The sequence below is a fragment of the Stenotrophomonas sp. 86156_Sma genome, assembly GCF_056481625.1.
The window spans coordinates 983,020-1,003,950 of record NZ_CM151157.1; the positions used below are offsets into that span (position 1 = coordinate 983,020).

The window sequence follows — 20,931 nt, forward strand, 5'->3', positions numbered from 1 at the left end:
GTGGAGGCCCCGAAGGGCCTCCTGGTTACGGTCGATCAGTCCCGTCCTTGCGGTCAGGGAACTGCTGTAGGGCTTGATCCGCGATGTTGCGGACGCCCGTCATGTTGTTGAACCACCAAATCTTCCAGAAGTCGCGCATCTGCTTCTCGGTGATCTCCTCATCGTCGCGGATGGCCGAACCGATCATCCGCGTGCTGCCGTAGACCTTGTTGAACAGGTCGATGGACGGGATGCCCATCACGCCGTTCTCCAGGCCGGTCGAGCGGTTGTTGGCGAACACCGGGTCGTTACCCAAGGCGTCCGCCCACACGGCGTCGGTGACCGCGGGGATCACGTTCGACCAGCTCGATTGCGCGACAGCGTTCTTGTAGAAGTTCTCCTGCGTCAGCTGCTTCTTCCGCTGTTCGGGGTTGCCCGCAGTGTTGATGTACGTGCGAGCCGCCCAGCCCATGCCTGCTGCCGAAGTGGACAGCACGACCATCGCGTAGGTGCGCCAGTCGTCGTAGTGGTGGACGGAGTTCAGGAAGTGGCGGGTGTAGCTGTTGACCATGAAGCTGCGGAACTGCGTGACGATGCGGCCGGTGGTGGAGTGCATCAGCTCGATGCTGTCCGAGGCGTCACCTTCGAGAACCTGGTGTCGCGTCACGCGGAACAGGAAGGCCGCCATGCGCTCGCGCGTCTGGAACGGCAGCTTGTCCGGGTCGATCTGCTCGATCTGCCGCTTGCCTTTGAGGTAGCCGAACACGTCGGCCTGGGCCTTCTCGTCGAGGCCCCAGGTGCGCAGGCGGGCCACTTCGGCGTCCGACAGCTTCTTGGCGTTCGCCATGTCCAGCAGCCGCAGCAGCGTGGCGCGACCGGCGATGCGTTGGAGCATCGTGTTGATCGGGGCCATGCCGGATGCGACCGAGGTGACGTGCGTCGCCATGTTCATCGCGTTGTCGATCTTCTCGCCGTGCTTGACGTTGAACGTCTGCGGCACTAGCGCATCCTCGTCCAGGCGCAGGAACGGCGGGTTGCGCAGCCAGTCGGTGCCGGGTGCGAACAGCCGCTCCATGACGCGCGCCTCCTGCGAGGACAGCTTGCCGTCAGCGCCGCGCACCAGGAAGTCGCGGGCGGCACCCACGGAGTTCCAGAAGTTGCGGAGACCGGCATGCGCGATGGTCGGGCCAAGCTCGGCGAACAGCGAGAAGCCGACCTGGTTCATCACGCGGGCGAAGTTCCAGTTGCGCAGGAACCGCGCGTAGCGTGCGCCTCGGCTGGCGGGATCGAGTTCGGTGCTGCGGCCGAAGGTGGACTTGAGGCCGATGTCGATCAGGCGCTCGATGTCCTTCACGTCGTCGCCGGACTTGCGGGCGTCGCTCTTGAGCTTCGACACGAAGCGGTCGAGCTGTGCGCGGTTCTTGATGCCAGCCTTCGACGACAGCGCCGACCAGCCGGTGATCTCGCGCATGTAGCGGGTCATCACCGAGTCCACGTCGTTGTCGAACAGGTCGGCCATCGAGACCTGCACGTCCTCGCCAGCCTCGTTGCGGATGGTGGTGGAGTAGGTCTCGTCGAGGTCGATGCGCTTCTTCGCGCGGTCGAGCTTGCCCGACTCGTAGGTCTTGCGCTCCAGCTTGGACAGTAGCTCTTGCGACCGCACGGGCGAGACGCCCGCCTCGGTCAGCATGTTGCCGATCTCCTCGACCGAATCGCTGTCCAGCGGGCGGACCAGCAGGTCCATCCCGTCGCCCTCGAAGTTCGCTTGGGCGCGCTTGAGGTAGGAGCGTGCAACCGCCCCGAGCAGCTCGTCGTCGATCTCGTCGCCTTCGTCGGTGGTGGCCTCCCAGGCGCGACGCATGGCGGGCTTGATGAGCTGCTCGATCACGTCGTCCTGGTGAAGCTGCATCTCGCCGAACAGGCGCTTGAAGCCCTTGCCACTCCAGTAGCGCGGCAGGTAGCTGCCGTTCTGCGCCACGTTGGCGAAGCCGTCGAGGTTGCTGTCCTGCGCCAGCTTGAGCGCATCGCGCATCGCCTTGGCGACGCTGCCGGCCGCCTTGGCGGCTTCCGGTGATACGTCAGGCGCACCGCGCACGGCACGGCCGACCTCCTCGTTGAACTTTGCGCGCTCGGAGAAGTTCCACCAATGGGTGCCTGTCCGTTGCTTGTAGGCGTCCCATGCGGCGTTCACTCCGCTCCGCCATTCCGTCTCCATGACGGCCAGGTGGCGCTTGGCGAACTCGCTGGTGGACTCCTGGACCGCGACGGAGCGATCGGTGTAGCCGACGCCATCGCGGAACAGCAGGCGGCCCGCCTCGCGCACCAGCGGCGACTTGGCGCTACCCATGCGGGCAGCAAGGTCGCGGCGGACGGTGGCGAAGTGGGGCGTGATGTGCGCGTTGACCAGCGCCTTGTCGGTGAACTCCTGCTCGAATGCGCTCTCGTTGCGCAGCGGGAGGACGCCTGGCGTGAGGTCGTTGGCGGCGGTGCCTGCCACGCGGGCGGCGGACAGCGAGTCGTCACCGGCCAGCCGCTTCACCACGTCAGGCTTCACCTCGCCGTCGAACAGGGCACCCCGGCGAGCGCCGAGGGCACCACCGAACGCGAACGACAGGGCGGCGCTCTGCACGCCATCCGCGAGCGTCTGCTCGGGGTCGTAGGTGGAGGTTGCGGCCGACATCAGCGCGGAGGTGCCCGCAGCCTGTAGACCGGAACGCACCGCGTTGGCGAGGCGTCCGGCCTTGGCTGCGTACCCCAGGCCGCCCGTGGCGAGATCGAGGCCGGTTGCCACCGGGTCGGTGAAGCCGAGGGCGATCTGTCCGCCCAGGCCGAACTGCGCCAGGTCGTCGTCCGCCATCTGATTCATAAAGGCCACGGATTCCAGATAGGAGAGGTGCTCGTCGGACGTGGCCCGGCCGAACAGCTCCCACTGCTCCGGGCGCAGGCCCATCGACTCCCAGCGCTTGCGCGCGTCTGCGGGAATGCGATAGCCCTGCTGCGGCTCGTAGCCCAGCTCGGTGATGAAGCGGTCGATGAAGCCGATGCCGCCCTTTGCCTGGGCAGCGCCCCATCCGTCCCATACGGTCGTCTGATCCTTCCGGCGCTCCGCGGCCTCTCGCTGCTCCTTGCGCTCGCGCACGGCTTGCACGATGGGCTGCTGGGTTGCCGGCTTGACGATGTTCTCGTCTGCGCCGGGTAGGGATTCAAACATGCGGTCTTACTTCCTCGTCAGGTACTCCAGGAAGTCCTCGGGGACTGCCGGGGTGGTGGTGGTTTGCTTGGTGCCCGCGTTGGGAACCAGCGGCTTGGTGAGGTCGAACTTGGGCAGCTCGAAGGCGGGAGCCTCGGCGGCGCTGGCGTCGCGCTTGGCGATGGCCGCAGGGACTTCCGTGGTCGCCGACTGCGAGCGCAGGTCGCGGATGTTCCGGGACTGGTCCGCCCAGGTGGTGCGCTGCTCGACCCGACGACGCGCCTGGGATTCCGCAAGGTCTCCCTTCCAGCGCTGGTGCTGTGCCGCGATGGCACGCGGGTCGAAACCGATGGCGCGGCCGGTGTCCGGGTCAGGGATCAGCCAGTTGTCGGGGCCGACGATCTGCCACTGCCCCGGATTGCGGGGATTGGGCAGGGCCGACAGCTCATCCGGGTCGCGGCCGAGCTTGCGCGCGACCGTCTGGATCAGCTCGTCTACCGCTGGCTCGGCACCCTGCGGCATGCCGATGTTTGGCACGCGGCGGCCGTTGACGGTCGTGCGCTGGGCGTCGATCTGACCGACCGCTGCACGGATGGCAGCTTCGCCGGACACTCCGCCACGCGAGGCGATGCGCTCGGCTTCCTGGCGGATGCGGTGCAGCTCACGCGGGTCACGCGGCTTGCCGTCGATCTCCAGGTAGTCCTTGATGCCGGACTTCCAGGTGTCGTTGATGACCGAGCGGGCCTCCTCGACTTCCCGCTTCGGTTGCGTCAGGACGCGAGCGGCCTCCTGGTGAGACTGACCGCTGCGCCGGGTGTCGTAGAGGTACTGGTCCAGCATTGCGGCAGCCTCGCCGCCAGCGACCGTATCGGCGTACTTGGGCGAGACCTTGCGGAGCTGTTCGTACAGCGTCGCGGCGTTCTGGAAGTTCTCCTGGAACGCCGGGTCAGCGCGCTTGAGGATGCGTTCGAGCTGGGGGATGACGATGCCCTGCCGTGCCCACTTCTGGAGCACCTGGCCGCGTGCGGCCTGCGGGGTTTCCTCCCACTCCTTACCGGCCTGCTTCTTGAGGTCGGCGTCGCTGATCTCGTAGGGATTGCCCCCGGCTACCAGCTTGCGGATGCGCTCCTCTCGGGCGCGCTCCTTCGCTTCCTGCTCCCAGCGGCGAAGCGTCTGCTCCTGCTGGTTGTTCCAGTATCGCTTGAAGGACTGGAGGTCGCCACCGCTCAGGCCGAATTTACTGGCCCAGGTGTCGATGGTCTTGTGGGTGAGCTGGCCGCGATCCGCGAGGCCCTGGAGCGTCCACTCTGCCTCGGCCATCGCCTGCTTGCGTGCCTCGTCCTCGCGGTGTGCGATCACGCGGGCACCAGCGGCAGCCGCCGCGCGCAGCTCGTCGCCGTGCTCGGTGTTCATCAAGCCGGGCTGGCCGTCGCCGCGGTCCTGCTCCAGGAACGCCAGGATCGACTGAGGATCGCGGTTGCCTGCGGCCAGCTCCTCCTTGGCGGCCTCGACGTAGAGTTCGTCCACGTCGCGCTTGTTGAGATAGGCGTACTCCTCCTGGTCCAGCATCGCGTACAGGCCGTTCATGCCCTCGGAAGTGAGGAACGTGCCGCCCTTGATGCCGTCGCGGATGATCGCGGTCAGCGACTCCTTCTGCCGGACCAGCATTTCCCGCATCGAGTCGGCCTGCCACTGCTGGCGGACCTGCTGCGCGGCGCGCATGGCGACCGGCATCAGGGCCTTGCGGACCTGCGGGTCTTGGAACTCGGGGTTCTGCGTCAGCGCAGCCATCCGCTCCTTGATGAGCGGCTCGATGTCGGTGCCGGGTTCGGCCTTGGCGATCTCTTTGGCCGCTTCGATCTGCCAGTCGCGGACGCGGATGATGCCGTCTGCCTTGAGGTAGCCGCGACGCCATGACTCCGACTGCTGGGCAACGAAGTCCTCGGCCTGCCGGGGCGTACCCTCGGCGTCCTCCTGCATACGTTGGGTCGCCGCGGCGCTGTACTGCTCGCGGCTGTTTGAGATCATCTGCGAGTTGACGGAATCCGAGACGCGCGTCAGCACCGCAGCGGCGGTGCGAGAGAGGACACCGGCACCAGCGGAGGACGCTTGGTCAGCCTGCACCGCCAGAACGGGGCGCTCGGCGAGACGCTGCGGCACCTGCGCGCGGCGGATGATCTCTTGGGGTTTCGTGCGAGCCACGGGTTACTCGTCTCCGGGAATGGAATAGCGCTTGTAGGTTTGGATGTTGCTGTAGGCATTCGCGCCTGACTGCATCACGCCGCCCAGCGCCTCGGCATTGCCGGTGCGGATACGAGCGCGTGCTTCGGAGCCGCTTTCGACGACTCCGTTCCTGCGGTTCTTCTCGATGAGGGCCACGTCACGGCCAGCCTGGGCCATGATGTCGTTCGCCAGCAGCTCGACCGAGTTGCCGGACACTGCCGCTTCTGCTGCGGAGGCGCGCATCGCGGATCGCAGTGCGCGGGCCTCCTCCATGCGCTGTTGGGTGCGCTCGGCGGCCTGGTCGTTGATCTGCTCCTGCTGACGCTCCGCGGCTTCCTCGATGGCCTTGTTGTTCTGATCCTGGCCGTACATGGTCGCCATCGCGCTGACTGCGGCGATACCGACCTGGACTGCTACGGGGTTGCACATGGGGTCTTGGTTACTCGGACGAAGGGTGTCTTGGCGAAGCCGTAGGCGGACTCGACGCCGCTCTCGCGGAAGCCAAGCCAGCCGAGCCATCGCCGCGTGGTGACGGCGTGGACATCGACGAAGTTGAAGATGGTGCCGAAGGTGGCCGACCACTCGTCGCTGATCCGCCGAGCTTCTCGGAGGAACGTGCGGCAGAACGTGGGAGCCACCAGGGCGTCGGTGCCCAGCAGCCAAACCGAGGCGATACCCTCGGCGTGCTGGCTGAAGCCGAAGATGCACACGGGGGAACCGTCGTGCATCGCGGCGAAACTGCGGTCGCTCGCGGTCACTGCAAATGCGAGCGCCTGGAGCGGGGTGTGACCATGCGAAGCCGCCACCTCCAGGATGTCCTCCTGCCGCATGTTCTCGGCGACGTGGAGGATGTCGCTGGCGGTGGGGCTTCGATAGGTCAGGGTCATACTCGGCTGCGGGAGACGAACATGCCGCGCCACTGTGCTGACTGGAACCAGCACTGGAACGGCAGGCGGTTGACGAGGTGCATGCGGACGCTGTTGGCGTCGCCCAGCACGGGGAACCGGCGAGAGCCGGAGTGGAACGTCGGGGCGCTGGTGCGGAACACCGAGTCGTTGAGGACGCGCGCGGTGTACGCACCGGAGTGCGACGCCACGTAGGTCTCGACGCGGCCATTGCCGTGCTGCTCGACCTCCAGCTCGAAGTACGCGCCATCCTTGTAGGCGACCTCGATGTCACGCACCTGCGTGCGGCCCACCAGCACGGCCTGGTTCTGCCCACCGCGAACGATGGGCTTGGTCAGGGTGAGGCGGTGCTCGTAGTCCATGCCGACGACCACGCGGCCCTCGGTGTGGTTACCGGGGAGCGCAAGGCGGGTGCGGGCGTTGTCCCAGCGCGCCTTGGTGATGTCCAGGTACGCGCCGGGGTCTTGCCAGTCGTCCGTCTTGAGGACGGTGACCGTCATGCCATCGGGCACGATGTAGGGCAGGTCGATCCAGGTCTCGTTGCCGAACTGCTGATAGGTGGGCTGCACCACCAGCATGCGGTCGAGCAGGAAGTTGTAGTCGCCCGTGGCATCCGTGTCGTGCTGGTTGAGCACCATGCGGAACTTGAGCAGCTCGCAGCCGCCGCCTGGGGCTTCCGCGACGGCGTACAGCACGTCGTTGATGGCGTGCATGTGGACGATGCGACCGACGCCGGAGATTGACCAGCGCGTCCATGCGGACTGCTGCTTCTCGTCGCCGATCCAGCGGACGAAGTAGACGTAGAGCTGCGCGTCGGTCGGCTCGTCAGGAGCGAAGAACACGCAGTCGGCACCACTTGCGCTCGCCATCGCTCGCATGCGGCCCGGCATCAGCTTGGGCACATGCGCCGTCACGTCGGCGGCGTCGCCGGTCACCGACAGGTCGTCGATGAAGTATTCGCGCACGCTGGCGTATGCGCCGCTGTCCTCGGTGAAGTACAGCGACTCGCCCATCAGCTTCGGCCGGATGTACGGCGAGCTGCTGTAGCTGTTGACCGGATCGCTCTTGACGTTCTTGGCGGCCAGGTACGGCTCGGCGGTCAGGAGGAACTGGCCGCCCGCAGCGGCAAGGAACAGGGCCGACTGGAACGGGACTGCGTGGTAGAGCGTGGTGACGCCGTTAGACCCGCTGACGCTCACGTCGATGGGGTCGGCGTCGAGCACCTGGGTCACCGAAGTGCGCCAGAGGTTGAACGGATCGGAGACCTCGGACATCAGCACGTTCTCCCCGGCCAGGAAGCCTAGGCGGTCCCGGTGCTTGAACACCTCGCGGATGCGCTGGCCGTCGATGGACGGGAACGGGTTGCTTTGCTCGTCACCCGCGAGGCGCGCGGTCCACTCCGGTCCACCGAAGGAGAACCAAAAGCCGTCCGCATGCACTGGATCGGGGATGCGCTTGAGGATGTGCGGCATCGTCTTGGCATCGAAGCGGTGCTTGATGCCCGGCCGGGCGACCTCCAGGTAGACCGAGGAGGACTGCTTCTGGACGTAGTAGTCGTCGAATTGCGATTCGGACGAGCCGATGATGTTGTAGATCGCGCCGGTCGGCACAACGGCCGAGCCTTTGTCGCCGGGCTTCGGCAGGTCGGACATCGTTTGCGCCGATCCGTACAGCGAACCGGGCGACAGCTCATCGCTCTGCTTCACGTCTACCAGCCGGTTGACGATGAAGGTGGTGTCGGAGAACGTCGCCAGCGCGAAGCACGACCACGCACGCTGTCCCTGGGTGTCCAGGTAGTTGAGCGCGTCGCCCGTGGCGTTGACGGTGTATTCCTTGCCGGTCTCGTGGTCGAACACGCGGATGCTGCGGTGACCCACGGCGACGATGTAGCGCTCGTTCTCATCGCGGACGATGGAGTGGAAGGCACAGTCGTGATCGAGGGTGACGCCAAGGCCAGCAACGAACTCGGCGGGCGGGCGCTTGCCAGCGCCCATTGCGGCATGCAGCCAGGCGTTGATCGCCTTGGTGAGCTGGTTCGGCGAGCGGACGGTATCGTCCTGCTGCGACTCGCCTCCCAGGAACGAGGGATAGTCCCCCGTGATTAGCGGCATCAGCGGTCCCAAATATCAGACACGTCCGTCGAGCCACTGAGGAAGTTGTGGCCGCGGGCGTAGGTGAAGTCGGCGTGCTCCTGCGCGAAGATGAGGTATGCCTCCTCCTCGTGCTTCTCGGTGAACACGTAGAGCTGGTCGCTACCCAGCACGCTCGTCTGGAACAGACGCGCAGCGCGCACGGCGATGTAGCGGCGGGCCGACTCGGGCAGCTCCTCGTAGGCGAGGAACCAGGTCACGAAGTCGGCGGTGGGGGCCGACGAGAACGTGTCGGCGAGGGTGAGCGGGTTGATGAGGCGCGTGCCTCGGATCACCAGCGGCTCGCTTCCGCGTGCGGGGACGAGCTTGAGGATCGACTGCGGCGGCAGCACCTTGCCTTCCGCGTTGAGCGTGAAGGTGAACGACTCGCTGGTGTTGAACCACCAGCCAGCGGTTTGGACCTCGCGGCTCACCGCGCGGAGGGTGTCGCGCGCCTGCGAGGCGTACAGGTTGCCGAGCGCTTCGAGGTCGCTGATCGGCGCTTCGCCGATAGCACCGAGCAGCACATTGACGGCTTCGAGTTCCGTGGTCGGAGTGAGTTCGAGGTTCATGGATTCGGGGCAAAAAAACGGGGGACACCCATGTGGATGTCCCCCGTAGATGGAGAGAGATTGAAGCGCCGCGGGATTTGCCCAACGGCGCGGTATTGCTTACGGGGCCTTCGACAGCTCGATGGCACCGCGCGGAGCCAGGATGCCGTGACCCAGCGCGTACTTCGCCAGCATCAGGGTGCCCTGCTTCTCGCCCTGGTACACGTCCTCCAGGGACAGGTCCAGCAGCTTGAGGGTGCCGACCGCCGAGCGGTGGAAGATCACGCCCACGGTGTCCGCGAAGTTGCCGCGGTACTTGGCCGGGATCGAGGCCAGGGCCGACTCATCGACACGCGGCATCGCGTTGATCTTCACCAGCGGGATGCGGGCGACCGAGGAAATGATCGCCTGGCCGTAGGAGCCGTTCGATTCCGCGTTGATGTCGCGGTCGATCAAGTCCTTGTTCTCGGTCAGCAGATACCACTGAGCCGGGGCCAGTGCGCCAGTGAACTCCTGCGGGTTGTCCGGCAGCAGCTTCTCGTCGAACAGCATGCGGGCGTTGCGGAACGCATCGGCCAGCACGGTCGGATCGGAGGCCATCGTGGCGGCCTTGATGATGGCACCACCCGGCTGGCCTTCGACCTTGCCTTCGGTGGTACGAGCGGCCAGGATCGCGCAGCGCAGCTCGTTCTGCATGCGCTTGAGCGCCAGCTCCGCACCCTGCTGACGGGTGTACTCGGAACGCACGTCGTAGTGGTTCATCGCCTCGTCGATGTTGGCGATGAAGGCGTGCGAGATCAGCATCGGATCGAGGGTGATGATGGTCTCGTTGTGCTCGACCACCAGGCCCTTGATCTCGGTGCCCGGCACATGGTACTCGGAGCCGATGGTGCCGACGTTCGGGAACGAGGCGGACTTGCCGCTCTCGATGTTGCGCACCGACACGCGGCCGTCCAGCTTGTAGTTCTCGACGAAGCTGGTGATGGTTTCAGCAGTGTAGTTCTGCTTGAACAGCGCCCAGGCGTCGCCGTTGGCCTGGGCTTGACCCAGGCGGGAGGGGATTGCGTCCGACATTTAGTCCTTGCTTGAGGTTGAGTGGATTACTTGAACAGCGGCGACACGGCCAGGCGGGCGGAGACTTCCGCGCGGTAAGCCGGATCACGGTGGTAGCGCACATCGCGCATCGCTTCGACGACCTGCGCCTGCGACTGGAACGGCTTGGGGCCTGCATCGGCGTTCGATGCGGTCTTGCCATTCAGAAGGCGGCCGTTGCCGCCACGGAGGGCGACGAGGCCCTGGACTGCCAGCGCTGCGCGGCCGGCGTCGCCGGACTGCACCGCTTCGTTGAACGCCCGCTTCTGCTCGGCGCTCAGGTTGGTCTTAGCCCACTGGACCAGGCCGTCGTAACCGGCCTTGCCACCTGCGGGCGAGTAGACGGCGTTCTCGTAGGTCTGCACGCGAGCGCGCAGGCCATCGACGTACACGTCCACCAGCTCCTTCGGATAGCCCGCGTCCTGGAGCTTCTTGTAGCTCTCCTCGGACAGCGAGCCGTTCGAGTTGAACTCGGTGGCGAAGTCGTCCAGGTTCAGGCCAGCCCGCGCCAAGGCGTCACGCGCGTCATCCGCGGTGGCGTCGTCGATGGTCGCGGGGCCGCCCTTGCCACCCTTGTCGTCGGCTGGCGTGCTCAGTTGTGCGTAGGCGGCTTCCAGCTCCTCCACGGTCTTGTACTTGCCGCCGAACAGGCGCTCGCCATCGGTGCCACCCTGCGCGCCCGGTGCGGGCTGCTGGGTGTCCTGGGAGTTCTGCGGCGGCTGCTGACCTGGGGTCGGCTGGCCGTTGATGCCGTCAAGGCTGACGGTCACTTCGGACTTGCCCGGCTGCGACATTACTTGTCCTCGGGCTTGTAGTTGACGATGACCAGGCCGTTCGTCTTGCGGGTGATCTCGGCCTTGCCCTTACGCTCGACGCTCGGAGCCTTCGGGGCTTCCTTGGTCGGCTTGGCGGGCTTCTCGGTGGTTTCGTTCGACATTGCGTCCTTCTCGGGGTTACGGGGTTTGGGTCATCGCTGAGGCGATATTCGGAGCGGCACGGACCATCGCCTCCTGCGCCGAGGCGTCCTGCTGCTCGGCAGCAAGCTCGTCGTCGGAGCGGATCAGGCCCTTGGTGGAAATGTCGGAAGCGGCGGCCAGTCGGGAGATCGCCTCGCCACTGTTGAGGCGGCGCGCCTTCTCCTCTGCGCCGACAAGCGCATCCACTGCCTGACCGAACTCGATCAGCTTGTTCAGGTCGTGGCCGCGGCCGAGGGCGGCGATGCCAACGGTGATGCGCGGCTTGATGAGTTCCTGCGGCAGCTCGGGCAGGCGACCCTGCTTCTGGAGCTTGTGCAGGCGGCGGCGGATCAGCGGCAGCAAGAGCTGCTCGCCCGACATCGCCATGAAGCCGCTGAGGGCGTCGTCGAGTTCCTGGGTGAGCACCCGGATTTCGTAGGCGGTCACGCGCTCGCCGGGGCGCTGCACGGCGGACTTCACGCCGAAGATCAGCTCCAGCGAGTTCGCCAGCCCTTCGGCCTCCTGACGCACGAAGTTCAGGTCGTAGGCTTTCTGGAGCTGGAGCGTGGTCACGTCGCTGGCCTCGCCACGCAGCACCGCGCCGGACTCGGCCTCGGTGAGCTGGCGCTCGCGGATCGTCGAGGTCGGCTTGAGGAACATGATGATCTTCGCCAGCGCGGCGGCACCCTTACGGATCGCCTTGCGCAGCGCCTCCAGCGACTCGAACGCGCCCACGTAGTCGTAGACCAAGCCCTCGCCGTAGTCGTCCACGAGGGACGGCGGCGCGCACAGGGGAATCCACGGGCAGGCGTCGATGGGGTAGGTGCCCACGGTCTCGGGGACTTCGACGCCCTCGACCTCCTGGACCACTTCCCACTCCTTGCCATCTTCCGAGCGACGCACCCAGGTGTAGAGGTTCACGTCGTCGTTCTTGGTCTTTTCGTCGCGTTCCTGGGCGAGCTTCTGCATCACCGCCGCGCGGATCGAGTCCGGCAGCATGGCCGGGGCGATCTTGTCGAGCGTGATGATCTCCAGCACGTTGCCCAGGCCGTCGCGGTCGGTCACGTAGGAGGTCAGCGGATACAGCTTAGGCTTGCCCTCGTCGGGGTCGTAGAGCAGGAAATTGCCGAGGACGATGGCGTGCTTGGCCGCCTCGCTGAGGACCGGGCGGACGCCGCTGGTCTCCAGGTCGTTGACGATGACCCGCTCCACGTCCACCAGCGCGGCCTCCAGTTCGGAGGTCTCCACGCCAGCCTGCTCGGCGATGTTCTCGGCGACTGCCTGGTCAGGCGCGAGCTTGAACACCGAGGCGTTCGGCGGGAGCCAGGCCAGCACGATCTTCGAGGCCAGGGCGTTGACGCACTTCGGGCCGGTGTCGATGTAGGCGGAACCGGGGGTACGCGATTTCGCGCCCTCGTCCACCCACAGGCGGGGCAGGGTAACCTTGGCGCAGCGCTTGGCGCGCGTCTCGGCTTCTTTGCGGTTGGACTTGAGATCGCCGTAGCGCTTCGCGGCCGTCTGCTTCTCGGCCGAGGTCTGCTTGGCGTCAGCCATTCGGAATGGTCAGTCCTTGGTACTGCGTTGCGTTGTTCAGGTCCAGTCGGACCTTGGACTTACGCCGCTGATCGGCCGCGTGGCCGGTCGGCTGGGTGTCCTGGCGGGTCAGCAGGATCGGGTCTTTCTCCTGCTGGTCCGGCATGTTGGGCTTGCTGCACATGATTAGCGGGCGCGGTGCTCCATCTGCTCGACCTTCCGCAGCGCCTTTAGCCGGAGGATCAGGCGGCGCTCGCCCTGCCGGAGCAGGAACTCCTCCTTCGGCTTGGCGGGGTCGTAGATCACTTCGGGGTGCAGTTCGTCCAGGAGGTCGATCAGGTCGTAGGAGTGCAGAGGGATTTGCATAGAACTCCTGGGTTATGAATAGGTGGGGAAACTGTCGTTTCCCCCGATGATGACCACTAAACCCTTAGAGTCGGGCCAGCGATTCCGCGACCATCCGCAGGCGGTGGATCGGGCCGTTGTTGTCGATCACGGTGTCGATCAGGTCGCCGTGGACGCCTGCCTCGGAGGCATGCGCCGAGACCGGGGCCGCGCTGTCGCGGAGCACCTGGACCACCTGGCCGCCCCACTCACGGATGAACTGCGCCTCGTTGTCGAAGCGAACGTCCGACACCACGACGCCAGCAGCGCCGTCGCGGCGGGCCTGACGGATCTTCTGCGCGACCACCTTGACCCACAGGTCGCGGTCGATCATTTCACGGCCCCACTCGGTGCCCACGGTCTGCATCAGGCGGCGCGGGGTCTGCCCGTTGAGCCAGTCGAGCGGCTCCTCCTTGAGCGGGCCGTCCTCCATCGCGGACACCGGCAGGCCGGTGATGTCCGCCACGAAGGCGCGGATCGGGGCCGCGAAGGACAGCTTCACGAAGCCGTGGTCGCTGACCAGGAACTCGGCCAGGGTGTCTTTGCCGCTGCGGGCGCGGCCGGTGATTCCGATGATCTTCATGGGGACTCCAAAAGAGAAACCCGGCCTTAGCCGGGTACAATTCGTGTTCGTTATGGAAGGAGACAGGTATGGCGAGTTCTACGCCGAGTAACACAAACGGAGCGGAAATCTCTGAGCTTGCACAGAAGCTCTATGGCCTACAGGAGGCGATGGATGCGCTCGTGGCATCAGGGCAAGCACAAGGAATTCAGCGAGAGCGCTACGATGCGGCCAAGCAGCTCATCACAGATAAGCTCACTGAGTTCAGCTGCACGTATGAAACGTTGACTACGCCGAAGGCGATCCAGCTTTGGGTTTTCAATAGCCGAGAACCCGTAAGTCGGAATCCGTCAGAGATTGCACACTGGAAGCAGTTCTACGTGGACGAGTTGCGGTAAGCAGGATCAGGTGGCTTGGTTGTCGTCAGGCGAAACACCGGGCGATCAGCCAAGCCGCGCCAGCAACGCCGACAGCGGCCGGCCACAGCTTGACGCTGCCAGCCGAGCGGTACAGGGTGCGTTCGAGGGTGTTGAGGCTGCGCCACCACAGCCAGGCAGCGCCGTAGGCGACGAAGGCGAACAGCACGGCCAGCACGGCGACGATGGTGATGAACAGGATCAGGGTTTCCACAGCTTCACTTCCTTGGTCTTGGGGTTGTAGTCGCCGTAGCGCAGGATTCGCGCGAGGCGTGCTTGGCGGATCGCATCGTGCTTCGACAGCGGCTCGGTGCCGCCGCGGGGGATGCGGGTGGTGTAGGTGGTGACGACGGTGTTCCACAGCGCGCCGAGGTGCTCCTCGACGGACGCATCGCGGTACGCCTCGTGGATGGGCATGAGCAGCTCGTCCGCGCCCTTGTGGCCGATGCCGGGGAAGCCGGGGTAGTTATCCACCTGGTCGCCCGTGAGCACCTGCTTCATCCAGAACAGGTCAGCGTCGTGAGCCGAGATCGGCCGGACGCCCACGTCGGGACGGTTGGGGTTGTAGAGACGGATGCCGGGGATCGTCTGCATGTCCTTGTCGATGGACACGACGATGCGGCTGCCTGGCGCGCGCTTCGGATTCGGGTGCGAGGCCAGCAGCCCCAGCACGTCGTCACCTTCCAGGTTCTCGATCTCCACGATCTTGTCGCCGAACTCGTCGTAGACGAACTCGTCGAGCACGTACCACAGGGCAGGCTTGTCCTTGCTGGCACGGTTGAGCTTGTAGGTTGGGTCGATGTCCTTGCGGAAGTTGTGCTTCTTGCAGGACAGGGCCAGCAGGTAATCACGCGCGCCGAACTTCTCGACGATCTCGTCGATGTAGTCCTCCAGCTTCGCCTTCGCGCGCTCGGGCTGGATCGCTTCGACCTTGTTGCCGTCGCCGTTCCAGTCGATGTTCGCGGTGTTCGAGAACGCGAGCTGGTAGCGCAGCACATCGGCGTCGATCAGTAGCAGGGGGCCGCGCTTGTTCATGCGTCCACCCACTGCCATCCCAGGAACGCCAGCGCGAACCAGCGGTGCAGCCAGTTCGGACGCTCCCGGACCTGCACGAAGAAGTTGCCGCCAATGACCCAGGAACCGGCCGCCTGCGGTGGCCGATAGGTGACGTAGGAAGTCATGGCCGCTTCTCCGGGTGGCGCTCATACCACGCCTGTAGCTCGGCGGCGTAGCGCTTCATTCCGGCCTGGTACTCCGGGCCGTCGCCGAGCGGGTACTCGTGCTCGTCGCACACGAAGTCGGTGGTCGGGATGGTGTACGGAATCTGCGTGCAGGAGTTCCCCGTACACATCGACTGCCACATGATGATGTAGGAGTTCTCGCTGTGCCCTTTCAGGCACGAGCCATAGTCCGCACTCGGCGGCCAGGGCTTCATATCGCACGCAGCGAGGCCAGCACACAGCGCCAGGATCAGGAGAGCGCGCTTCATACCATGCTCTCGTGTACGGCGACCCAGCACTTCTCGCTAACGCGGCGGATGAAGTAGGTCGCGGTGCTCCACTCCACGGGGCGCAGCATGCGCTCGGTGCAGCACGGGCACTTGGCGTTGTAGGCATGAACCTCGGGCTGGTGTTCGAGCACAGCCACGCGGTAGGTGGTACACGGATCGATCACGCGGACATCGCCGTCAGCGGGGCCGCCAATGAAATGCACGCGAAGCCGGTTCTCGTTCATCGGTTCGATTCCTTGAGGACTTCCAGGGCGCTCGCCTTGTCGGCGTTGCAACGCTGGAGGCCGTCCTCGGCGTTGCCGCCGAAGCGGTAGAGGTCGTAGGTGGTGGTGGTCGGGTCAGCCATCACGGCGTCGAGTGAGGAGTGCGTGCCCTCAATGACGGTCGGCTGGAGGAACTGCTCCGGCACGACTTTCGAGGTGTGCGCGGCGCAGCTCGTCAGGAATGCGGCGAGACAGGTAATCGCCAGTTTCCGGGTCAGCATTTGCTGCAATCTCCACAGAGCGGTTGGTGGTGGCGCGGGCGTTCCGCAGCGCTGCATCGAAGGCAGAGCGGCGCACGGCTTCGCGGTTGAGGGTCTCGACGGTCTGCTTGAGGTCGGCCAGTTCCTTTGCCGACTCCTCCAGCTCCGTCACGCGCTGGGCCATTGCGGTGTACTTCCAGGCTGCGAAGCCGCCTGCCGCGAGCGCGGCAACGACCAGCAGCGCCGCGAGGGCGCGCAGGATGTTGGTTGGGTTCATCGGTTCTCTTGGACGTAACAGGCGACTCGCAGAAGCTCCGAGGGAGTCGCGTCGGACTTGATCTGATTCGCGCGTGCGGAGATCACGCGCACGTTGCCCCGGACGTAGCCGAGGTCAGGTTCGATGCGGTCGAGCGTGGGTGAGTTGGGGCCTTGGGCCTTGCGCCCGACAGCGCGGTACAGCGGGATGCCCAGTGCCGGGCAGAAGTCGGGGACCACGATGTCGTCCGACGTGAGGTCGAACGGCAGTCCCTTCCTAGCTGCCCGGCGTTTCGCTTGGCGCACCAGGGCGAGTGCAATGTCCCGCTTGCCGCGGGTCAGTGCGTCTCGGCCCAATTCCTTCCGATCTTGAACTCGCCATCGAGCGGACAGCGGAAGCCGAAGTAATCGCCAGCCTTGCGGATGGCAGCCTGGGCGGTCTTGCCCACGAACTCGGCCTTGTCCTCGTCCACTTCGATTTGCCACTCGTCATGGACGTTGGCGAGGAACTCGTAGTGGACGCCCGGCACCAACCCTGCGGCTTGCAGGTCGGCGTCGAGGATCACCAGGGCTTTCTTCATCACCAGCGCACCGGCCGACTGGAGCAGGGTATTGAGCGCGGCGTGGTCGCTGCGGATGTGCAGCTTCCGGCCGTCGAGACCGATCAGGTATCCCTTCTCGGCCGCGCGCTTCTTGACCCCGCGTACCAGCTTCTCCAGCGCAGGCAGCCCGGCCAGGAACTTCGAGCGGAGCTTCGCCCCGGCCTGGCGACCCTTGCCAACGATGGAGCCGAGCTTCGCGTCGCCTGCCCCATAGAGGAAGGCGTAGATGAAGGTCTTGGCGTTGTCGCGGGTTGGCAGTCCTGCCGCCGATTGGTTGACGGAGTGGATGTCGCCTTCGAGGATGACCTTGGCGTACTCGCCGCCGTCGTGCTTTGCCATGAAGTGCGCCAGGCAGCGCAGCTCCAATCCCGAGGCGTCCGCGCCGACCTGGAGCTTTCCCTGTTGGGACGCAGAACAACGAGCGGCACTCGAATCCGTAGCCGCCTTCCTGGCCCTTGAGGATTCCCTTCTCCTTCGAGTGCTGGACCTTCGGCACCTGAGCGATGTTCGGCTTCGAGTGCGTCATGCGGCCGGTCACCGCTGCGTTCTGATTCACGCTGCCGTGGATGCGGCCGTCCTTCTTGATGGCCTTGAGCCACGCCTCGTCGCCTTCGGCGAGCTGGCCGAGGCGCTTGTTGACGATGAAGTGCTCCAGCAGGAGCGGGATGATCGGGAACTTGAGCGCGCCCAGGACTTCTTCGTCGATCTTCGGCTGGCCCTTCTCGGTGAACTCCTGGGGCTGCCAGCCGTACATTGCAGTCAAGCGGTCAGCAATGTGCTGGCGGCTTGCCGGGTTGAACACCACGTCCTTGTAGGTCGTGACCTCCACGCCCTTGACGTAACCGCGGCGCTTGTCGTCGCGCTTCGGTACGAACTTGCGCTTCACCACCTTCCACGGCGGAATGACCTTGCGCAGCTCGGCCTCCAGCGCAGTGCGCCGGGACACGAGGATGCACTCCAGCTCACGCGCCTTCTCCTGATCGAACAGGTAGCCGTAGCGCTGCTGACGCGAGAGGATCGGCGCGACGGCCTGCTCCAGCTCGATGGCCTCGGTAGGGAGGCCCTTGCTCATCAGCAACGCGAACAGCGCTTGCGTGACCGCAACGTCCTGGTCGCAGTAGTCGTCCATTTCCTGAGACCACTGTGCCCAGGGATCGAGGCCGCGTGCGGCCATCTGCGCCGCGTAGTCGCCTTTCCAGCGACCGAGGCGGTAGCCCCACGCTTCGAGGGCGTGGCGGCCGATCAGCTTGCCCGGCAACACCGGGTTCGCTCCCTGCTTCTTGCGGGCCTTGAAGTCGCGGTCCTTGAGGTCCGGGTAGACCAGCGTGGACATCAGCAACGTGTCGAAGTACGCCTGGACCTTGAAGTCCGGGAACACCTTGGCGATAGCCGGAATGTCGAATCCGGCGATGTTGTGGCCGACAACGCGCTTGGCCTTCTTGAGCCTCTCGACGGCCTGACGGACTGTCATTTCGCCCGTGCCGTGATCGTTGGCGGACAGGATGGGACCGCGCGGTGCGCCGGTCTCATCTACCTCTTGGAGGGAAATGCAGTGGATCGTGTCAAGTTCGTCGAGGAGGCCATTGGTCTCGCAGTCGAATACGAGGATCAACGGCGGTCCTCCTTACGGGTAGCCGTGGTTGGTTACGGGGATTGCGCGGACGCGGCGGCGGGCGCGGAGGATGTACTCCGGCTCGGGGGCCTTCGGCGGCGTGTGGACGCCCTGCGGCGCGTGGCCGGGGAAGTCGTCGTCCTCGAACAGTTCGTCCTGCTCGGGCTGGTCGGGATGCAGCGTGTAGCCGTAATCCTCGACGTAGTGCGTGATGCGGCGGATGGTGCGCTCGGTGCCGTTGTTGTTCAGCACGAACAGCAGCTTCTCCGATGCGTCGGCAACCGCGCCTTCGAGGGATACGACCACCACCTCGTCGGTGCTGGGTTCGTAGATGGCGACGTGGGCGCAGCACCGCAGATCGAACCGGGCGCAGTGCTCGTGCGGCGTACCGAACTCGAAGCCGATCAGGCTCACGAGGTGACCCTCGGGCGAGCGGAAGTTGCGGATGCCGTTCGGAGCGGCCTCGCTGGTCCAGTCGTTACGGCCGCTCAGGTACGCGGCCACGTAGGTGTAGCTCGCCAGTGACACGAAGAAGCAGTCGATGTCCTTGATTTCGGTCCCGTCGTAGAACGCGCGCAGGCTTCCGCCACCCAGGATCACCAGGTGGCGGACTTCGGCCGGCAACACGTCGAACAGGGACCGAGCGTGTTGCTCGGCAGTCATGGTTGGTCCCTTAGCGGATCAGGTTGGTGAAGCGCTCGGCGACGCGCAGGGCGCGCTCGGCTTCTTCCTCGTGCTCGTCGGCCTGCGAGTGCAGGACATCGGCCTTGTCGCGCAGCGTCGATGCGGTGGCGATGCGGTCGGCGCTGATCTTGAACAGCTTGTCCACCTGGCCCTCCAGCACCTTCACCACGTCGGTCACGGTGTCCTTGCGGAACGGAGCGGTCAGCAGGTCGATTGCGATGGCGACGATCTCTTTCATTGGGGTAGTTCCTCGGCTTTGATGTGGATGACCACGCGCCGCCCAGGCTTGCCGTACATGACACGGCAGGCTTGGTCGGAGCGCGGGAGTTGGTAGGGGAGAACGAGGCTCTCAGCGAAGGAGAGCGGCGCATCAGCTGGGATGAAGCCGACGACCGAGCGGCCGTCAGTAGTCGGAGGTGGATACATCGGATGACTCGTCGGCGAAGTCGCCGTATTCGCCCGGAGCATCTGCATTGAGCAGGCGGCCGGATGCGTGGTCGTAGCTGTAGTAGAGAACCTGGCCGTTCGACTGGCCGGTGAAGCGATCCTTTAGGACGCGGAAGGTCGTGCAGTTGCGCTCGGCCTCGTTCTCGGCCTGCGTGTTGCGCTCCAGGCCGAACGCGAAGTGCGTCCAGAAGCCAATCGCGCGGCTGCCCTTGAAGTGGCGGAGCATCACGCGCCCGCCTTCCTCGTGTGGCTTGCCTTCCGGCGTGGCGAGGTGCGAGACCAGGTAGATGCAGATGAGGTGGCGCTGCGCGAACTGCGCGATCTTCGCCATCGTGTCCTCCAGCATCTTCCGCTCGTCCTCGGCACCGGCCGCAAACGACGTGAGGTTGTCGAGGACGATGTGCTTGACGCCCTCGGCGACGACCATGTGGGCCATCTTGGCTTCGATCACGTCCCACTCGGACGAGCCGAAGTGGTCGTAGATGAACACCTGGCCCTTGTCGAGAATCTCGAACGCGGCTTCCAGCTCCTCCTGCGTCCAGCTCCCATCGGGGACGTGGAAGCGGCGGCCAGCAACCTTGCCTGCCATGCGCTTCGCCGTCTCGACCGGCTGCTGCTCCAGGAAGAACAGGCCAACGCGGTCGCCGGTTTCCTGCGCGATGAAGGCTGCTTCCTCCATCAGCCAGTCGGTCTTGCCGATGCCGGTGCCCGCGCCGAAGGTGTAGACCTCGCCGTACCGCTTGCCGTAGGTCAGCGCGGTGAGGCGCGGGTCGTGCCAAGGCATGCCCATCGAGACCGGCTTGAGTGCCTTCTCCTTGAGGGAGCCGAACGTCACCACTCCATCGGGGCGCTTGGTCTGCGCTTCGTAGATGGCGCGGGTGATCGCCTCGGCATCGCCACGCTGGAGCAGCTCGTTCGGGTCTTTCGCCGGGAGCTGTGCGATCTTGGCCTTGCCGGGAGTCAGCAGCAGCGCCACTTCCTGCGCGGCGGCTTGGCCCGGTTCGTCCATGTCGAACATGAGCACAACCTCGTCGAAGCCGTTGACCCACTCCAGCTCGCGCTTGATGGACTTGGCCGCGCCTTGCGCTCCGTTCGGAACGGACACCACCGGCCAGCGGAGGCCGAGTGCCTGCGCCACGGAGAGCGCGTCGATCTCGCCTTCGGTGATGACGAGGCGTCGCCCCGGTTCGTAGAGGTGCTGGCCGAACAGCCCGCACGCCTTCGAGTCGCCGATGAATGAGAACTTCTTGTCGGGGTAGCGGAGCTTCTGCGCGACGATGCCGCCATCGCGCTTGTAGTTGGCGATCTGCACGGTCTTGCCGTGCTTGTCCTTGCCGATCCAGTAGCCGTACTTACGGCATGCTTCCTCAGTGATACCGCGCTTCGCCAGGGCTTGCGGTTCACCCTTCGCAAAGTCGCTCATGGTTTTCCTGCTGGT

At 65.5% G+C, this 20,931-nt stretch carries 26 protein-coding genes and 1 pseudogene; 1 reads left to right on the forward strand and 26 read right to left on the reverse strand.

What is annotated here, in order from left to right:
* Positions 1-25 precede the first annotated feature (25 nt).
* From ACZK33_RS04510 to ACZK33_RS04570, 13 genes are all read right to left on the reverse strand, one after another.
* Complete coding sequence (locus ACZK33_RS04510) at positions 26-3,127, reverse strand: hypothetical protein (protein ID WP_234500153.1); 3,102 nt, start codon at positions 3,125-3,127, stop codon at positions 26-28.
* Between the two features lie 69 nt (positions 3,128-3,196).
* The gene (locus tag ACZK33_RS04515) at positions 3,197-5,371 is read right to left on the reverse strand and encodes a hypothetical protein (protein ID WP_032961810.1); all 2,175 of its coding nucleotides are present in this window, start codon (positions 5,369-5,371) and stop codon (positions 3,197-3,199) included.
* Between the two features lie 3 nt (positions 5,372-5,374).
* Positions 5,375-5,773: a virion core protein, T7 gp14 family gene (locus ACZK33_RS04520; RefSeq protein WP_032961812.1), complete on the reverse strand. Its 399-nt coding sequence runs from the start codon at positions 5,771-5,773 to the stop codon at positions 5,375-5,377.
* A 32-nt stretch (positions 5,774-5,805) separates the two neighbouring features.
* On the reverse strand, positions 5,806-6,279 hold the full coding sequence (locus ACZK33_RS04525) for a hypothetical protein (protein WP_005412400.1): 474 nt from the start codon (positions 6,277-6,279) through the stop codon (positions 5,806-5,808).
* Positions 6,276-8,408 carry a phage nozzle protein gene (locus tag ACZK33_RS04530; RefSeq protein WP_005412401.1) on the reverse strand — a complete coding sequence of 711 codons (2,133 nt, stop codon included), beginning with the start codon at positions 8,406-8,408 and terminating at the stop codon, positions 6,276-6,278. Before ACZK33_RS04530 ends, ACZK33_RS04525 begins: the two co-directional genes overlap by 4 nt.
* Positions 8,408-8,998: a hypothetical protein gene (locus ACZK33_RS04535; RefSeq protein ID WP_005412402.1), complete on the reverse strand. Its 591-nt coding sequence runs from the start codon at positions 8,996-8,998 to the stop codon at positions 8,408-8,410. Before ACZK33_RS04535 ends, ACZK33_RS04530 begins: the two co-directional genes overlap by 1 nt.
* Positions 8,999-9,097: 99 nt before the next feature.
* On the reverse strand, positions 9,098-10,051 hold the full coding sequence (locus tag ACZK33_RS04540) for a major capsid protein (protein WP_005412403.1): 954 nt from the start codon (positions 10,049-10,051) through the stop codon (positions 9,098-9,100).
* Between the two features lie 26 nt (positions 10,052-10,077).
* A complete protein-coding gene (locus tag ACZK33_RS04545; RefSeq protein WP_005412404.1) occupies positions 10,078-10,863 on the reverse strand; it encodes a capsid assembly protein in 786 nt (261 codons plus the stop codon).
* Positions 10,863-11,006: a hypothetical protein gene (locus tag ACZK33_RS04550; RefSeq protein ID WP_004154577.1), complete on the reverse strand. Its 144-nt coding sequence runs from the start codon at positions 11,004-11,006 to the stop codon at positions 10,863-10,865. Before ACZK33_RS04550 ends, ACZK33_RS04545 begins: the two co-directional genes overlap by 1 nt.
* A gap of 16 nt (positions 11,007-11,022) precedes the next feature.
* On the reverse strand, positions 11,023-12,579 hold the full coding sequence (locus ACZK33_RS04555) for a portal protein (protein WP_005412405.1): 1,557 nt from the start codon (positions 12,577-12,579) through the stop codon (positions 11,023-11,025).
* Positions 12,572-12,724: a hypothetical protein gene (locus ACZK33_RS04560; RefSeq protein ID WP_005412406.1), complete on the reverse strand. Its 153-nt coding sequence runs from the start codon at positions 12,722-12,724 to the stop codon at positions 12,572-12,574. The genes ACZK33_RS04555 and ACZK33_RS04560 overlap by 8 nt, the downstream gene beginning before the upstream one ends.
* A gap of 20 nt (positions 12,725-12,744) precedes the next feature.
* Positions 12,745-12,924 carry a hypothetical protein gene (locus ACZK33_RS04565; protein ID WP_005412407.1) on the reverse strand — a complete coding sequence of 60 codons (180 nt, stop codon included), beginning with the start codon at positions 12,922-12,924 and terminating at the stop codon, positions 12,745-12,747.
* A 64-nt stretch (positions 12,925-12,988) separates the two neighbouring features.
* Positions 12,989-13,525 (reverse strand): deoxynucleotide monophosphate kinase family protein, encoded by a 537-nt coding sequence (locus ACZK33_RS04570; protein ID WP_004154581.1) that lies wholly within the window; start codon positions 13,523-13,525, stop codon positions 12,989-12,991.
* Between the two features lie 68 nt (positions 13,526-13,593).
* On the opposite strand from ACZK33_RS04570, the gene ACZK33_RS04575 reads away from it, so the two are divergent.
* Positions 13,594-13,902: a hypothetical protein gene (locus ACZK33_RS04575; protein WP_032961816.1), complete on the forward strand. Its 309-nt coding sequence runs from the start codon at positions 13,594-13,596 to the stop codon at positions 13,900-13,902.
* 25 nt (positions 13,903-13,927) lie between these two features.
* Here ACZK33_RS04575 and ACZK33_RS04580 read toward each other — a convergent pair whose 3' ends face one another.
* From ACZK33_RS04580 to ACZK33_RS04640, 13 genes and pseudogenes are all read right to left on the reverse strand, one after another.
* A complete protein-coding gene (locus ACZK33_RS04580; RefSeq protein WP_005412408.1) occupies positions 13,928-14,134 on the reverse strand; it encodes a hypothetical protein in 207 nt (68 codons plus the stop codon).
* Positions 14,122-14,955 carry a hypothetical protein gene (locus ACZK33_RS04585; RefSeq protein ID WP_004154583.1) on the reverse strand — a complete coding sequence of 278 codons (834 nt, stop codon included), beginning with the start codon at positions 14,953-14,955 and terminating at the stop codon, positions 14,122-14,124. The genes ACZK33_RS04580 and ACZK33_RS04585 overlap by 13 nt, the downstream gene beginning before the upstream one ends.
* Positions 14,952-15,101, reverse strand: coding sequence for a hypothetical protein (locus ACZK33_RS04590; protein WP_005412410.1), 150 nt, complete (start codon positions 15,099-15,101; stop codon positions 14,952-14,954). The genes ACZK33_RS04585 and ACZK33_RS04590 overlap by 4 nt, the downstream gene beginning before the upstream one ends.
* On the reverse strand, positions 15,098-15,409 hold the full coding sequence (locus ACZK33_RS04595; RefSeq protein ID WP_043033722.1) for a hypothetical protein: 312 nt from the start codon (positions 15,407-15,409) through the stop codon (positions 15,098-15,100). Before ACZK33_RS04595 ends, ACZK33_RS04590 begins: the two co-directional genes overlap by 4 nt.
* Positions 15,406-15,654, reverse strand: a complete 249-nt coding sequence (locus tag ACZK33_RS04600; RefSeq protein WP_005412412.1) for a hypothetical protein — start codon at positions 15,652-15,654, stop codon at positions 15,406-15,408. The genes ACZK33_RS04595 and ACZK33_RS04600 overlap by 4 nt, the downstream gene beginning before the upstream one ends.
* Positions 15,651-15,776: a hypothetical protein gene (locus tag ACZK33_RS04605; RefSeq protein WP_005412413.1), complete on the reverse strand. Its 126-nt coding sequence runs from the start codon at positions 15,774-15,776 to the stop codon at positions 15,651-15,653. Before ACZK33_RS04605 ends, ACZK33_RS04600 begins: the two co-directional genes overlap by 4 nt.
* Positions 15,777-15,804: 28 nt before the next feature.
* Positions 15,805-16,170 carry a hypothetical protein gene (locus tag ACZK33_RS04610; RefSeq protein ID WP_005412414.1) on the reverse strand — a complete coding sequence of 122 codons (366 nt, stop codon included), beginning with the start codon at positions 16,168-16,170 and terminating at the stop codon, positions 15,805-15,807.
* The gene (locus ACZK33_RS04615; RefSeq protein ID WP_050483582.1) at positions 16,167-16,505 is read right to left on the reverse strand and encodes a hypothetical protein; all 339 of its coding nucleotides are present in this window, start codon (positions 16,503-16,505) and stop codon (positions 16,167-16,169) included. The genes ACZK33_RS04610 and ACZK33_RS04615 overlap by 4 nt, the downstream gene beginning before the upstream one ends.
* Positions 16,487-17,116: a DNA polymerase gene (locus ACZK33_RS04620; RefSeq protein ID WP_478455063.1), complete on the reverse strand. Its 630-nt coding sequence runs from the start codon at positions 17,114-17,116 to the stop codon at positions 16,487-16,489. Before ACZK33_RS04620 ends, ACZK33_RS04615 begins: the two co-directional genes overlap by 19 nt.
* Positions 17,117-17,276: 160 nt before the next feature.
* Positions 17,277-18,362, reverse strand: a pseudogene (locus ACZK33_RS04625) (ribonuclease H-like domain-containing protein); the annotation flags it as partial.
* 12 nt (positions 18,363-18,374) lie between these two features.
* On the reverse strand, positions 18,375-19,025 hold the full coding sequence (locus ACZK33_RS04630) for a Gabija anti-defense Gad2 family protein (RefSeq protein WP_005412416.1): 651 nt from the start codon (positions 19,023-19,025) through the stop codon (positions 18,375-18,377).
* A gap of 10 nt (positions 19,026-19,035) precedes the next feature.
* The gene (locus ACZK33_RS04635; protein ID WP_005412417.1) at positions 19,036-19,284 is read right to left on the reverse strand and encodes a hypothetical protein; all 249 of its coding nucleotides are present in this window, start codon (positions 19,282-19,284) and stop codon (positions 19,036-19,038) included.
* Between the two features lie 165 nt (positions 19,285-19,449).
* Positions 19,450-20,916 carry a toprim domain-containing protein gene (locus ACZK33_RS04640; RefSeq protein ID WP_005412418.1) on the reverse strand — a complete coding sequence of 489 codons (1,467 nt, stop codon included), beginning with the start codon at positions 20,914-20,916 and terminating at the stop codon, positions 19,450-19,452.
* Positions 20,917-20,931: the final 15 nt, after the last annotated feature.

Coding starts and splice junctions, on each gene's coding strand:
- ACZK33_RS04520 (WP_032961812.1), bottom strand. CDS start 5,773: ATGGCGACCATGTACGGCCAGGATCAGAACAACAAGGCCATCGAGGAA.
- ACZK33_RS04525 (WP_005412400.1), bottom strand. CDS start 6,279: ATGACCCTGACCTATCGAAGCCCCACCGCCAGCGACATCCTCCACGTC.
- ACZK33_RS04530 (WP_005412401.1), bottom strand. CDS start 8,408: ATGCCGCTAATCACGGGGGACTATCCCTCGTTCCTGGGAGGCGAGTCG.
- ACZK33_RS04535 (WP_005412402.1), bottom strand. CDS start 8,998: ATGAACCTCGAACTCACTCCGACCACGGAACTCGAAGCCGTCAATGTG.
- ACZK33_RS04540 (WP_005412403.1), bottom strand. CDS start 10,051: ATGTCGGACGCAATCCCCTCCCGCCTGGGTCAAGCCCAGGCCAACGGC.
- ACZK33_RS04545 (WP_005412404.1), bottom strand. CDS start 10,863: ATGTCGCAGCCGGGCAAGTCCGAAGTGACCGTCAGCCTTGACGGCATC.
- ACZK33_RS04550 (WP_004154577.1), bottom strand. CDS start 11,006: ATGTCGAACGAAACCACCGAGAAGCCCGCCAAGCCGACCAAGGAAGCC.
- ACZK33_RS04555 (WP_005412405.1), bottom strand. CDS start 12,579: ATGGCTGACGCCAAGCAGACCTCGGCCGAGAAGCAGACGGCCGCGAAG.
- ACZK33_RS04560 (WP_005412406.1), bottom strand. CDS start 12,724: ATGCCGGACCAGCAGGAGAAAGACCCGATCCTGCTGACCCGCCAGGAC.
- ACZK33_RS04565 (WP_005412407.1), bottom strand. CDS start 12,924: ATGCAAATCCCTCTGCACTCCTACGACCTGATCGACCTCCTGGACGAA.
- ACZK33_RS04570 (WP_004154581.1), bottom strand. CDS start 13,525: ATGAAGATCATCGGAATCACCGGCCGCGCCCGCAGCGGCAAAGACACC.
- ACZK33_RS04575 (WP_032961816.1), top strand. CDS start 13,594: ATGGCGAGTTCTACGCCGAGTAACACAAACGGAGCGGAAATCTCTGAG.
- ACZK33_RS04585 (WP_004154583.1), bottom strand. CDS start 14,955: ATGAACAAGCGCGGCCCCCTGCTACTGATCGACGCCGATGTGCTGCGC.
- ACZK33_RS04590 (WP_005412410.1), bottom strand. CDS start 15,101: ATGACTTCCTACGTCACCTATCGGCCACCGCAGGCGGCCGGTTCCTGG.
- ACZK33_RS04595 (WP_043033722.1), bottom strand. CDS start 15,409: ATGAAGCGCGCTCTCCTGATCCTGGCGCTGTGTGCTGGCCTCGCTGCG.
- ACZK33_RS04600 (WP_005412412.1), bottom strand. CDS start 15,654: ATGAACGAGAACCGGCTTCGCGTGCATTTCATTGGCGGCCCCGCTGAC.
- ACZK33_RS04605 (WP_005412413.1), bottom strand. CDS start 15,776: ATGGCTGACCCGACCACCACCACCTACGACCTCTACCGCTTCGGCGGC.
- ACZK33_RS04610 (WP_005412414.1), bottom strand. CDS start 16,170: ATGAACCCAACCAACATCCTGCGCGCCCTCGCGGCGCTGCTGGTCGTT.
- ACZK33_RS04630 (WP_005412416.1), bottom strand. CDS start 19,025: ATGACTGCCGAGCAACACGCTCGGTCCCTGTTCGACGTGTTGCCGGCC.
- ACZK33_RS04635 (WP_005412417.1), bottom strand. CDS start 19,284: ATGAAAGAGATCGTCGCCATCGCAATCGACCTGCTGACCGCTCCGTTC.
- ACZK33_RS04640 (WP_005412418.1), bottom strand. CDS start 20,916: ATGAGCGACTTTGCGAAGGGTGAACCGCAAGCCCTGGCGAAGCGCGGT.